We start from the raw sequence: 13,340 nt of genomic DNA, 5'->3' as shown, positions 1-13,340 counted from the left end.
ACCTCATACTTAATTAATAATTCTATGGTACTCAAAAAGACGTCTACGAAGTAGACGTCCAGTTATTTAGTGCTTACAATTGATGAGCAGATTGTATGAAAAGTTTTTGTTAAAGTATTATCAGCAACGCTTTTCCAACTATGAAGTAAAATCTGCTTATATTAAATGGGATAAGATGGAAAAGGAAACGCCCTATCTGCCAACCATGCATTCTGATGTTCGAATTTGTGGCCAAAATAGGACAGTTGTTTTAGACGCAAAGTATTATCAGCATTCGTTACAAAGAAATTTTGGCGTCAAAAAATTTCATTCGGATAATATGTACCAAATTATTACGTATGTTCTAAATGAAAGTCGGACTGGCCACAATTCCAATGTTGAAGGAATCATTTTGTACGCAAAATCCAGTATCGGTGGCCATCCGGATGGTGAAATTCATATTTTGGGTCATAGATTTCGAGTCAAGACTTTGGATCTTAATGTTAATTGGCAACAGTTAACAGAACAGTTAGATCGTTTGATTGTATTTTGATCATTGTTAATCCAAGGTTCCACCGCCAATAACTCGCTCACATAATGGGTAACGTGAACGTCATCAAATAGTACTTGTATTTTGTGATTTTCTCTACCCAAAAGATCTCACAATAAAAGATCTCAAGCCATCAACATTGATTGCCTTGAGATCTTTTAATTTATACTATTTTACCAGTTTTCATTGTACCAACCCCGATAGCGTTTTCATTTCCTCCCAAGTTGGATACGACTTCTGTGTTCCCTGGCGAGTAACGGTGATTGCCGCGTACTGATTAGCGTGCTTAAGCGCAGTTGGCACATCTTCTCCTTGAGCAAAGTAGTGGGAGAATGACCCAATAAAGGAGTCGCCAGCGCCAGTGGTATCGACGGCTTTGACTTTGACCGCCGGAATCAGTTCGCTGTGATCTTTGGCAACCCAAAGGACGCCCTTTGACCCCAGCGTTACCATCATATTCTTAACTCCTAAGGTAATCATGTGCCTGGCTGCCTTCTTAATTTCATCCATATCATTGGTTGGCATACCGGTTAGGGTGGCTAACTCAGTTTCGTTTGGTGAGAAGAAGTCAACTTTAGATACATGATTAATGTCCAAGTCTTTGTTTGCGGGAGCGGGGTTCAAGAGCACTGGTACGCCGAACTGGTTGGCCAAGTCGATTGCATGATAATTGGTTTCCAACGGAATTTCTTGCTGTAAGACAATGATCTTAGTATTTTTAATCAAGTCGACATACTTATCCAAAACTTCTGGGGTTAACTCGTTGTTGGCACCCTTGATAATCAGGATTCGATTGTCTGAGGTCGGATCAACAAAAATTGGTGCAGCACCGCTATTCTTAGTGCCAATGCCAACACCGGTGGTATCAATGTGATTTTCCTTAAAATTAGCGAGCTGCTGTTTACCAAACGTGTCATTACCAACCATTGAGACAAAGCTGACCTTGGAACCTAATCTGGAAGCTGCTACGGCTTGGTTAGCGCCTTTACCGCCAAAGCCCATTTGAAAGTCGGGAGCCTCGACAGTTTCGCCTTCAATGGGCATGCGATCAATGTAGGTAATTAAATCGATCATGTTTGAACCAATTACTAAAACGTCACTTTTTGTCATGGTAAGTTCCTCCTTAGATTACTTTTCCAATCCAGTTGTTACTTTGAATTCACGGTATTCATGAGCCTTTAACATAATCAAGGTGCCAGCTTTCTTAGCAGCAGCGAAGCCTTCCGGTGTACTGGTCCCGGGAATCACAAATGCATTAACCTGTTGATCTGGATTATAGAGAATCCAGCGAGTACCAATTGGAAATTGCTTTGTTGAAAATTTGGTCAGGAAGTTTTTGCCATTGCCAATGTTGACTCGGAACTCTGCGTCATCGACATACTTTGACAAGTCTGATGAAAAGAAGACGATTTCTGGATCATAATGATTGGGATCGTCTAATTTGTTAATCAACTTACCTGAGGCTTTCAATTTTTCGTTGAATGCCGTCCATTCTGGCGTTGGGTGAACGTGAGCGGGAATAGTCTGGCGAAGCTGGAAAGCCTCATCGGGAACGTTTGAACTCATTTCGGCATTGGCAACATAGGCATAGTTCATATGGCAAAGGTACTGAAACGGCATCGGCTGATAGTTGGAAAGGTTGGTGACCTTTAGTTGAATATCAAACAGTCCACTATCTTGATGGAGGGTGACACTCGGCTCGGCCAGATAATGATCACCAAAGCCCTTAATATATTCATAACTGCTATGGATGGTGATTGTGTCATTGCCAAAAGTTAAGTGCGATTCATTCATTGGTGAAGTTGGAAATTCACCATGCAATTGATAATCGTCTTCGGGTCCTGGGGTTCCGTTAGCTAATAGCCCTGATGTAAATTGGAAACAACCATAGGTGTCGGCAATTCCCGGGCCAGGTAGTGGTTGGGTAAACATATCTTTCATTTTGAGTGAAATATTATCAAAGATTGCGTCCCAAATGATTAATCCTTGGAAGGGGAGCACGGTTAGGGCACCTCTGGAGTTCTTGAGCTTTAAGCCCTCAATCCCTGAAGGATAAGTAAAGGTTTCAACTGTAAAATGATCATCTTTGAACAATTCAAAGGGGGCATCAGTAAACATTGCGTGGCTTAGATTAAGTGATTTCATGAGTTCGGATCTCCTTTATTTTTATATGAAGCGCTTACAATATTTCCTTAAAAGAAACAGAGAATTTGAACGTGATTGAATTCTCTGTTAGGTTAAGTTTTATTCTTTACCGATAATCTTAAGACTAGCGCTGGTTCCTAATCGGGAGGCGCCAGCTTTGATCATATTTTCGGCATCTTCGGCAGAATGAATCCCACCGGCAGCCTTAACTTTAATGCGGTCACCAACGGCCTTTTTCATAATGGCAACATCATGGGCCTTGGCACCACTAGTTGAAAAACCAGTCGAAGTTTTCACGAAGTCAGCCCCAGTATTTGCGACAATATCAGACGCCTTGGCAATCTCATCATCAGTTAATAGCGCATTTTCGATAATCACTTTAATGAGCGTATTACGTTTATGAGCAGCTGTCACAACAGATTGAATATCTTCTTGAACAGCTTGGTAATTTCCACCCTTAAATTCGCCAATATTCATCACCATATCGACTTCATCGGCGCCATCTTCAATCGCTTGGTTAGCTTCGGCAACTTTGATGTTGGTCGTGTTTGCTCCCAGGGGGAAGCCAATCACGGTCGCTGTTTTGACATTGGTGGCGGCTAGTAAATTATGAACATGTGAAACCCAATATGGGTTAATCATCACCGAATAGAAATCATTGTCGATGGCTTCTTTGACAACGCGATCGACATCTTCCTGAGTTGCTTCAGGTTTGAGTAACGTGTGATCAATGTACTGGTTTAATTTTTCCATGAATAAATCCTCTTTTCAGTTTTTCTTGTACATCTTTAATCTATCATTAAATCATACATATGTAAATATAATATATTTACATATGTAAAATAAAGTGATTTATGTTAAGCTTAATGCTAATAACAGGTTTTCTGATGAAAGGCGGCTACCGATGATGGCTATCGCAAAGAGGTCAAAAACAGATGAACATTTCAAGCGACTTGTCAAGATTAGTCGACTGTACTATCAAAACGGCTTAAGTCAAATCGAAATTGCCAAGCAGCTTAATTTATCCCGGCCAACTATTGTTAAAGCACTTCAAGAAGCGCGCAAAGAAGGGATTGTTCGAATAGAGGTGGTTGATCCCTTCGAAGATATTCCGCTGCTTGAACAACAGTTACAAGATAAGTATCAGTTAAAACGCGTCATTGTTACCTTGGAACCTAGCCATACAGAAAAACGGATTTTGACTGATTTGGGCAAAGCGACCGCCGATTATCTTCATGAGATTGTAAAGGATGACGACATTATCGGCATTAATTGGGGCAAGACAATGAAGGCAGTGGCCGAACACTTACGCGAGGATCACCACCAGAATGTCAAAGTCGTCCAGTTAAAAGGGAGCGTCACGAATTCCCACGAAGGTAATTTTTCCGCAGATATCACTAACAAATTTAATCGGGCTTTTCATACCCAAGCAAATGTTTTGCCATTGCCGGTTATCTTTGGTGATTCTAAGGTAAAAGAAGCCGCAACCAGCGATTATTTTATCAAAGATGTTATTAAAGAAGGCTATGACGCCAACATCGCTATCTTTACGGTCGGGACGACCCGGCCGAACGCCATGTTATTTCGCCTGGGATATCTTGATAACCAACAGATTAAGAAGTTACAGAAAGAAGCAGTTGGCGATGTCATCTCCCACTTTATTACCCGGAATGGTCAGCTTGCTGATCCTCAGCTAGATAAACGAACGGTTGCCATACCATTGGATGAGTTAAAGCACAAGGCTTATTCGATCCTGGTTGCTGGCGGGGAACCCAAGCTTCTACCAATTCATGCGGCGCTCACTGGCGGCTATGCCAATGTCTTGGTCGTTGACCAGGCGGTTGCCAAGGATCTATTAAAGTACTAATTAAAAACAAAAGCGTTTGATCACCTGTAAATAGTGACCAAACGTTTTTATTGTCCCAAATTGTTTGTAATGAAACAGGCTGATTTTATTGATTTTGTTCGATTTGTTCTGGATGAGCAAGATCGTAACGATATTCAAAGAAGAAGTAAATTGTCACGATAACGTAGCAAAGGGTTGGTACGATAAATGAAAGTTGCATTGAACCTGTGAAGTCTGAAACCAATCCTTGAATTGCTGGGATAACAGCACCACCGACAATCGCCATAACCACAATGGCACCAGCGGTTTCAGTGAATCGTTTATCTTCAACCGTATCAAGCGTATGAGCATAAATCGTTGGCCATTCTGGACCGAAGAAGAAACTAGCAGCAATCGCCATCCAAACGGCAGTCATGTTTGGAATCGTCGTTGCGCCGATTAACGTCAACGTCCCAAGGGCTGAGAAGATAGCTAAAACACCGGTAATAGAATGGTCTTTTAACAAGTAGCTGGCAAACAATTTACCAAAGAACCAAGCGGCGTAACTGTAAATCATAAAGGTACTTGCATCACTATCTGAAATGCTGGTATTTAAGTTAAGGGCCAACCGAATGGTGAATGACCAAACAGTGGTTTGCATACCAACATAGAAGAATTGTGCCATGATTCCTTTTTTAAATCGAGTGTTTTTAGCAAGGTACTTAAGGGTTTCAATCAAGCTTGGTTGCGTTGCTTTTTCTTTATCGAGGCTAACGGCTTTTGAGCTAGGCATTGGTGTTAAAGCCAAAATAATTAAAATGGCAATTAAGACAACTAAAATGTACTTGTATGGCTGCAAAGTCATTTGGAGCATCTTTTCACCATAAGCAATTCGTTCAGCACCATGCATGTGACTCATGGTTTCTGACAAATTGCCCACGTGACCAAAGATCAAATATTTACCTAAGACAATTCCGGCAATATCACCAAGTGGCACCAGAGTTGCCGAAATGTTCATTCGGATGTTTGAATACTTACGCGGTCCAATCATTGAACTATAAGTATCACAAGATGTTTCCAAGAAGCTCAATCCAACGGCAATCGCAAAGATTGAAGCTAAGAACATGGTGTAGGTTGCGACTCGTGAAGCGGGGAAGAACATTGCACAACCCACGATATAAAAGACTAAACCAGTCATAATAGCAAATTTGTAACTTTGTTTTTTAATAACAATTGAAGCAGGAATGGCGATTAAGAAATAACCACCATAAAAGGCACTTTGAACAAAAGCAGTTGCAGCATCGTTAAGCATAAAAACAGTCTTAAACTGAGTGATTAAAATATCATTCAGTGATGCCGCTGCTCCCCATAATGGGAAAATTAATGAAACTAATAGGAATTGGAAAATAGGTGTTTTATTGAGATAACCATCGGCATATTGCTTCCAGCCGTGTTTCTCTTCGACCACGTGACGACTTGCTTCCATATTTGAGTCCTCCTAAAGTAAGTGAGCGGAGTCAGGCGGTTAGAAACCGGAAGATAAGTTTCCTTGGTCAGAAATTCCTGGGCTTGGAATTTTTGACCAAGGTGCTTATCTGCAGGTTTCTGCCTGACGCAGCTGTCCTAAAATATAAATTGCAAAAACTAAATCAAATCGATTAGAACGTTACGCCGGATTCAAGAATAATATTTGAAAATGGCGTCATTTCACCGGTCCGCACAAAAGCGTGGCACTTAGCTAAATCTTTTTTCAAATCTGAGTGTGGCATATATTCAATGTCGACATCTGGTAAAACTTCTTTGATCGCTTTTAATTGATCTGGATTCTGAGTTTTAATTTCATCGGCTAAATAAATCTTTTGGACTTTAAGCTCGGCCAAGACATTCTTTAGGACATCCATAAAGCTTGGGATTTCTTTGGTTAACGCCAAATCAATTTTTTTGGTTCCCATTGGGACAGGCATGCCCGCGTCACCGATACTTAACCAGTCCATGTGGCCCATGCCAGCAATAACGGTTGATAACTCTGAGTTAATAACAGTTGTTTTTTTCATTTTATAATTCCTTTCTTGATACTAAATTTTATGATGCTGATTCCTTTTCAACTTTCAAAACTTCACCCAGTGTTGGGATTGAAGGTTGAGCACCTAGTCGTTGAACCGTTAGTGAACTTGCGTGTTGCGCAAACTTTACAGCGGAGACGATGTTTGAAAAGTCGGGTTCAACTTGGGATACAAAGGCGCCGATAAAGGTATCGCCTGCAGCTGTTGTATCAACTGCCTTAACTTTGTATGCAGGTAACATTTCTGACTTACTCTTAGTTGAATAGAAGGCACCTTTGTCACCGATTGTGATGATTAAATTAGCAACGCCCATCTCGGCAAATTTCTTAGCCGTCGCATTCATTGACGCTTCATCAGTAATTTTAATGCCAGTAATTGAAGCACTTTCCAGTTCATTAGGAACAATGATGTCGGTCAACTTCAACAATTCTGGTTTGATGCCATTGCTTGGTGCTGGCGCTGGATTCAAAACGGTTGTTACACCGTTTTGTTTGGCGATCTTAAAAGCAGCAATTGCGGCATCCTGAGGCGTTTCAAATTGAGCAACCACAAAATCTGAATTTTTAATCGTTGGTTCTGCTTTTTGGACCTCTTCGGCAGTGAGTGTTTGGTTGGCGCCGCCATAAACTAAGATGCAATTTTGACCATTATCATCGAGCATGATGTTAGCAGTTCCGGTGCCAACGCTTTCATTTTCGCTAACAAAAGTACTGTCAATTTTGTCGGCTTTCAGTGAATCTAGCATGAATTGACCAGCGCCATCATTACCAATCTGACCAATAAATGAAGTTTGGGCACCTTCCCGAGCAGCAGCTACTGCTTGATTGGCACCCTTGCCACCAGCAGCGTTACTTTTGGAATTAACTTGGACTGTTTCTCCTGCTTGGGGGAAGTTTTTAATTCTAAAAGTTGTGTCAACGTTTAAACTGCCTAAAACTGTTACTTTGTTCAAAAGACCACTTCCAATGTTGTTTAATTGATGTTTACCAAATGCCTCTTAAAAGGTTTTAGATAAACGTTTTACTAAATCCTTTTACAATTGAATAAGATAGCACAATCTGGAATCGCTTTCAACTATTTTATCCGTCAAAAAATTTTTGCACCTCGTCGAAGCCCCGTCAATAAAACGTTTTCAACCACTTAAAATTTTTTTCATATCATTGGGTAGATTCTTTTAGTTGCTAGGAAGAGCTACTTGTCATAAAGTTAATATGTTGAAATTCTACTTGAGAAGGGATAAAGAAAATGATTAAATTAGGTATTATTGGTACTAATTGGATTACCCAGCAGTTTATTGATGCTATCAAGGAGTCTAAGCGCTACCAATTAACAAGTGTCTATTCTCGTCATTTGGGTACGGCTAAAAGTTTCGCTGATCACAATGGGGCAACCGAGACGTTTGATGATTTGAAAACTTTTTTCAATGAGGGGGACTTTGATACTCTCTATATTGCGTCACCCAACAGTCTTCACTTTGATCAGGCGAAACAAGCAATTGATCATGAAAAAAATGTGATTGTTGAAAAGCCAGCGTTTATGAATGTTGATCAAATGGATCAGATCCAAGCATTGTTGAAGGAACATCCAACCGTCCGCTATTTTGAGGCTGCTAGAAATATTCACACGCCAAACTTCCGGTCAATCAGCGAGAAATTGGCTGATCTAAAGCTGATCCAGGGTGCTGAATTTACTTACTCTAAATACTCTTCACGATATGATAAAGTTTTAGCTGGCGAGGAACCGAATGTATTCTCACTGAAATTTGCTGGCGGGGCATTGCAGGATCTAGGCGTTTATACGGTTTATGATGCCGTGACCTTATTCGGTTTGCCAACCGCGGCAACTTATTATCCCCAACTGATTCGCACCGGGGTGGATGGCAAAGGAACCGCTATTCTTAGCTATCCAAATTACAACGTCACTTTGAACTTTTCAAAAATTTCCAATTCGTACATGACTTCAGAAATTTATGGCTTAAAGGACCTCATTGAGCTCGATGATGCGGGTGAAATTCAACGGGTTAACTACATTGATGCAGTCGGTCATCGGAATCCAATTGGTGAGCAAACTGATCAAAATCCGATGCTGCCGGAAGCTCTCGATTTTGCTAGAGTCATTTCGGATCCTGATAATGCTAAGAATAAGCAAGACTACGATCGCTGGCTGAAACTTAGTGTTGGGGTTAATCGCGTTCTTTTTGATTTACGGAAATCTGCCCATATTAAATTTGAGGGTGAGTAGATCAACCGAAGAATAGTTAACAACTAATTAAGGCCATTATTTACTTTAAAAACGGGACTAATTAGCGTGCTCAGTTATGATTACGCTAGCGAGTCCCGTTCTTTAATTGATTAAGTCATTTCAAAAAAGTCTGAATGGACGTTCTCACACTCCCACCATCTTCACCGCACTCTTCCCCTGCCCAATGGCTTGCACCTGAATCTGACAGGGAATACTATCCTTTAGCATGGCCACGTGGCTAATGATACCAATCGTCCGGTTGCTGCTCTCGATGTTTTCCAGCGCCGCCATGGCGGTTGCCAGGGAACTTTGGTCCAAGCTACCGAAGCCTTCGTCGACAAATAGGGTGTCAATGCTGATGCCACCGGCTTCATTTTGGATAACTTCTCCTAAAGCTAATGCCAAGCTTAACGCCACGATGAAGCTTTCGCCACCTGACAGGGTGTGGACACTGCGGGTTTCGCCAACGGTATCATCGTAAACATCAATTTCTAGTCCGGTATCCTTTTGATAGGTGCCGGATTCTTTGTGCAACAAGAGGTGGTAACGACCGGAACTCAATTGTTTCAAATGCTCATTGGCGACGTTCAAAATCTCTGCCAACTGAGCCCGCAAAACGTAGCGCTCCAGTCCCAATTTGGCATCATTATTTCCGGTAACCGTCGAGACCAGCTGCTCCAACTGAGTGAGCTTTTCCTGCTGGTTATGGATATCCTTGTAACTTTTGTTGATTTGCTTCAATGAATTACCGTTTAAAATGTAGCGGTTGTTCTGAGCTTTTGACTCAGTGTTTAAATCATCCCGAACTTGAGTTAATTGAGCGAGTTGGGCCCGTTCTGTCTCAAGGTCAACTGGCTTGTGATCACCGACGTTCTTTTTGTAGGTCTCAATGGCGACTTTGGCACTTTGAACTTGCTGTTGATAGTCTTTGGCCTGTTTTTGGTAATCAGCCAAATCAGAAAGATGCTCCGAGCAAGATTCGAACTTGGACCACTCGGCTGTGCCAAATTGTTTTTGAATTGCGTTAGTGATCAATTTCTGAACCGCCGTCAATTTCTGCTCATTATCCTTGATGTTTTGGTTCAATCCTTTGATCGTGGCATTACTTTCGGAAATTTGATTACTGATTTGGTTCAAATTCTGATTGTTAGCCTTAACCGCATTTTCGTAATTCTGAACAGAATCAGTGATTTCAGCTAAGTAGGTGTCCAGAGTTGCCAAATTCTTAAATTCCGCCGGTAAATCTGCCTGAATCGTTTCTAGGGTGCCCTTAGTTTTCGCCAAATCCTTTTCGTTGGTCTGAAGTTCCGAGTTAAGGCTGGTGGACTTATCCGTTAAAGCACTGAGTTGTTGCTTGATTTGATCCTGCTTTTTGGCTTTGTCGGCCAATTCTTGAAGCTGATCGTCAACGTCACTGATAGCTCGTTGATTTTGATTGATCTGATTTTTGATGACTTGCACGGCACTTTGCAAATCACTAACCGGGTTCTCGGTGATCTTTCGCTCCTCGAATTCAGTAACCAATGCCGCAAATGTCGTTTGAAACTGTCGGGTTTGCTTAGCTAACTGGGCCGTTTGGCTTGCCAATTGAGATTCCTGTTGCGTAGCGGTATCCTTCACTGCCTGCAAGTGATTTTGGGCAGCCTTCATTTGCGCATTGGAAACCGTTCGAACATCGACCACGTGAGCGGGTGCCGGGTGATCCAGACTCCCACAAACGGGGCAAGGGGTGCCATCCTTTAATTGGTCAACTAAATTCATAATCTGATTCTGCAACCAGTTGTTGCGCAACTCATCATAGTTGGTCTGAGTAGTTGCTACCTGTTTTTTGGCAATAAGTAAAGCTGTCTTAGAGGCTGAAACTTGAGCTTCCAGGTTCTGATTTTCGGTATTTTGGTGCCATAAATCCTTCAGTTGTTGCTTGTAATTGGTTAATTGATCGCTGGTTTGCTTAAGCAGATATCGACGATCCTTCAGGGGGTCTCGTTGCTTTAAATCAGTATCAATTTGGGCAGTTTGTTGTTGAAGATCAGCTACTGATTGGTTGGTGGCAGTTATCTGTTTCTTGAGGTCAGCAAGTCGGCCCTCGGAATCTCTCACCAATTGCGCCAAATAGGCGGCCTTTTTGAAAGACTCACGTTGTTTTGTTAAGACGGGGATGCGATCTTTCAATTCCGCTTGAGCACGCTGTTTATCTTGAAGCACCTGTCGAGTTTTCTCTGCAGTCTTTTGCGCAACTTGGTGACTGGTTAATTCATTGGTAGCGGTTGCCAGCTTTGCCTGAAAATCCTGAACGGTTGTCTGGAGCTCTTGAAAATTGTCATACTTTGGTTTTAAATCCTTGGCCCAAGTTAGTTGATCGATCTGGCGGGAAAGTTTGTCGTAGTTGACTTTCTGGGCATTAAGCTCTGCCAATTTTTGCCGTTGCTTTTCCAACTCTTCAATCTGACCATTCATTTTATCCGCGGCATTGATTTTAGAGGATTGCGCCATGATTTGGTCCTGGGCATCGTCAATCCGTTTCTTGAGTGTCGCCAATTCGGCTTTGGCAGCCTTCTGCTGAGCCTTCAAAACCACCATCTGGTTTTCCGTACTTTGGTCTGCAATATCATCGGGTGCATTCACCCAAGCAATGCTTTTCAAGTTATTCTGAATGGTCTGCTGCCACTGCTTAGCGTTGGCGTTCATGTCCCGTAATTTTGTATTCAAAGCATCGCTCCAACGACGGTAAATATCAGTATGGAAAATATTTCTCAATAACGTTTCCTTATCCGAGCTGCTGGCGGCTAAAAACTTACGAAAATCCCCCTGGGGCAGCAAGACAATCTGGACAAACTGTTGGCGGTTCAGTTGGAGAATGCGTTCAATGTTGCCGGTGATTTCTGAAATCCGGCTAATTTCATTAATTTTTTTGTCGTTCTTAAAAAAGCTGAGCGTCCCTTTGGCTTCGTAAACTTTCTGACCGGATCCCCGTTGCTTATTCAATGTTTGTTTAGGCTGGCGGGCAATCACGTATTTTTTGCCTTGATGTTCAAACGTCAGTTCAACTTTCGTTGGCGAATCAAAGTCAGCAAAATCCGACCGTAAACTTTCTGGGTCACGGTCTTTGGTAATGCCGTCGCCGAATAACGCAAAAGTGATGGCATCAAAGATGGTGGTCTTGCCGCTACCGGTGTTGCCGGCGATCAAAAAGACAGGGGACTGGTCTAATTTGTTAAAATCAATGGTTTCATCTTCATAGGGACCGAAATTTTGCATGTGTAATTTTAATGGTTTCACTATTTTTTACTCCCATCATTGGCAGCCTTCAGTGCTTCAGTTGCCCACTTTTTTTGTTGCTCAGTTAAGTCCTCTTTGGCAATTTGCTGATAAAAATCGGCTAAGAGTGCCATCGGGTCTTTCTGGCGGATTTGTTTGCCACTTTCTCCCCGATAGTCGATTGTGGTTTCATACCCGTTTTCCCGGTCCAACGAAATGATGTGAGGATAGATGTTTCGTAATTGCGCGAGAACGTTTGGAATTGGCTTGGTATCCTGCAGGGTGATGCCGTAGTAGTTATCTAGATTCAATTGCTGATAAAAATCCTTATCGGTTAAGGTCGCAAAAGTTTCCGTTAATTTCTGGACATCCCACAACGGTTTGATCGGCTTAAAGGTCAGCTTTACTGGATCGGTGTCCACGATAAAGACGCCCTTTTGCTGGTTGGCTTCGGACAATGAGAACTTGACCGGCGAGCCGCTATATCTGGCGTTGTCAGCGTGAAGGGCGTCTTTGCCATGCAAATGGCCGAGGGCAACATAATCGAAATCTTGAAGGAGAGCAACCGGTACGGCAGCCAGTCCACCAACGGTTAGCTGGGTTTCAGAAGCGGTCTGAGTACTGCCGTCCGCGAAGAAATGGGCCACTAAAATGTGTTTCTTCTGGGGATTAAATTGCGTCTTCATCTTCTCGGCAATTGGTTTAAATGCCTGATCCAGATGCTTGATCGTTTCATCGTTGAAGTATTGTTGAGCATCAAAAAGTTCAAAGTAAGGCAATAAAAAAAGTTGGGTGTCAGGCAGCTCAATTGGTGTAGAGGCCTGGTTCAGCTTAGTATGCAGGTAAAAGTCGGTTTGCTTGAACCACTTGGAACCGATAGATAGGCGCGTGGCACTGTCATGGTTGCCGGAAATGGCGTAGATGGGAAATTTGTCCGTTAAGTTTAACTTCTCAATCATTTGGTTCAAAAGAGCCACTGAATCTTCGGCGGGCATGTTGCGATCGTAGAGGTCGCCAGCAATGATGATCCCGTCGACTTTTTCGTCAATGGCAATTTTTTCGATTTGCTCAAAAGCATTCTTTTGTTCGGAAGTCAGGTCAAAGCCATGCAATCGCCGGCCAATGTGCCAATCAGCAGTATGTAAAAAGCGCATATGATTACGTCCTTTCAATATCATAATTTATGATAGCTTTCATTATATCCTGAATTATTCATAGTTCATTAAAAGCCCGTCAGTTTTCGTGTTTTTTCGAAAACTGACGGGTATGTTTTTATCTT

The 13,340-nt window shown here is 42.1% G+C and carries 11 protein-coding genes; 3 read left to right on the top strand and 8 right to left on the bottom strand.

The genetic code is table 11. The features are described from left to right. Positions 1–82 precede the first annotated feature (82 nt). A complete protein-coding gene (locus tag QUF07_RS11395) occupies positions 83–532 on the top strand; it encodes an McrC family protein (protein WP_289427494.1) in 450 nt (149 codons plus the stop codon). 180 nt (positions 533–712) lie between these two features. On the opposite strand, the gene rbsK (QUF07_RS11390) is transcribed toward QUF07_RS11395, so the two are convergent. The 3 genes from rbsK (QUF07_RS11390) to deoC form a co-directional block, all read right to left on the bottom strand. Beyond that, positions 713–1,639: a ribokinase gene (rbsK, locus tag QUF07_RS11390; RefSeq protein ID WP_217164803.1), complete on the bottom strand. Its 927-nt coding sequence runs from the start codon at positions 1,637–1,639 to the stop codon at positions 713–715. 18 nt (positions 1,640–1,657) lie between these two features. After that, positions 1,658–2,674 carry an aldose 1-epimerase family protein gene (locus QUF07_RS11385; RefSeq protein WP_217164801.1) on the bottom strand — a complete coding sequence of 339 codons (1,017 nt, stop codon included), beginning with the start codon at positions 2,672–2,674 and terminating at the stop codon, positions 1,658–1,660. 99 nt (positions 2,675–2,773) lie between these two features. Beyond that, positions 2,774–3,427, bottom strand: coding sequence for a deoxyribose-phosphate aldolase (gene deoC / locus QUF07_RS11380; RefSeq protein ID WP_217164799.1), 654 nt, complete (start codon positions 3,425–3,427; stop codon positions 2,774–2,776). 151 nt (positions 3,428–3,578) lie between these two features. On the opposite strand from deoC, the gene QUF07_RS11375 reads away from it, so the two are divergent. Further along, on the top strand, positions 3,579–4,541 hold the full coding sequence (locus tag QUF07_RS11375; protein ID WP_249778494.1) for a sugar-binding transcriptional regulator: 963 nt from the start codon (positions 3,579–3,581) through the stop codon (positions 4,539–4,541). Positions 4,542–4,626: 85 nt separating this feature from the next. On the opposite strand, the gene fucP is transcribed toward QUF07_RS11375, so the two are convergent. The 3 genes from fucP to rbsK (QUF07_RS11360) form a co-directional block, all read right to left on the bottom strand. Beyond that, positions 4,627–5,985, bottom strand: a complete 1,359-nt coding sequence (gene fucP, locus QUF07_RS11370; protein ID WP_217164797.1) for an L-fucose:H+ symporter permease — start codon at positions 5,983–5,985, stop codon at positions 4,627–4,629. A 172-nt stretch (positions 5,986–6,157) separates the two neighbouring features. Then, positions 6,158–6,553 carry a D-ribose pyranase gene (gene rbsD, locus QUF07_RS11365; protein ID WP_217342235.1) on the bottom strand — a complete coding sequence of 132 codons (396 nt, stop codon included), beginning with the start codon at positions 6,551–6,553 and terminating at the stop codon, positions 6,158–6,160. A 28-nt stretch (positions 6,554–6,581) separates the two neighbouring features. Beyond that, positions 6,582–7,514 carry a ribokinase gene (rbsK, locus tag QUF07_RS11360; protein WP_217164793.1) on the bottom strand — a complete coding sequence of 311 codons (933 nt, stop codon included), beginning with the start codon at positions 7,512–7,514 and terminating at the stop codon, positions 6,582–6,584. A gap of 293 nt (positions 7,515–7,807) precedes the next feature. Here rbsK (QUF07_RS11360) and QUF07_RS11355 point away from each other — a divergent pair, with 293 nt between their 5' ends. Further along, the gene (locus QUF07_RS11355; RefSeq protein ID WP_217342234.1) at positions 7,808–8,803 is read left to right on the top strand and encodes a Gfo/Idh/MocA family protein; all 996 of its coding nucleotides are present in this window, start codon (positions 7,808–7,810) and stop codon (positions 8,801–8,803) included. 144 nt (positions 8,804–8,947) lie between these two features. Here QUF07_RS11355 and QUF07_RS11350 read toward each other — a convergent pair whose 3' ends face one another. Together QUF07_RS11350 and QUF07_RS11345 are read right to left on the bottom strand one after the other, a co-directional pair. Then, positions 8,948–12,082 (bottom strand): AAA family ATPase, encoded by a 3,135-nt coding sequence (locus QUF07_RS11350; RefSeq protein ID WP_289427490.1) that lies wholly within the window; start codon positions 12,080–12,082, stop codon positions 8,948–8,950. Next, positions 12,082–13,215: an exonuclease SbcCD subunit D gene (locus tag QUF07_RS11345; protein ID WP_289427489.1), complete on the bottom strand. Its 1,134-nt coding sequence runs from the start codon at positions 13,213–13,215 to the stop codon at positions 12,082–12,084. Before QUF07_RS11345 ends, QUF07_RS11350 begins: the two co-directional genes overlap by 1 nt. Positions 13,216–13,340 lie beyond the last annotated feature (125 nt).

This window comes from Lentilactobacillus sp. TOM.63, assembly GCF_030361045.1.
Classification (GTDB): Bacteria; Bacillota; Bacilli; order Lactobacillales; family Lactobacillaceae; genus Lentilactobacillus; species Lentilactobacillus dabitei.
The sequence above is the reverse complement of the archived record's forward strand: the minus strand, read 5'-3'. Positions and strand labels throughout refer to the sequence as shown.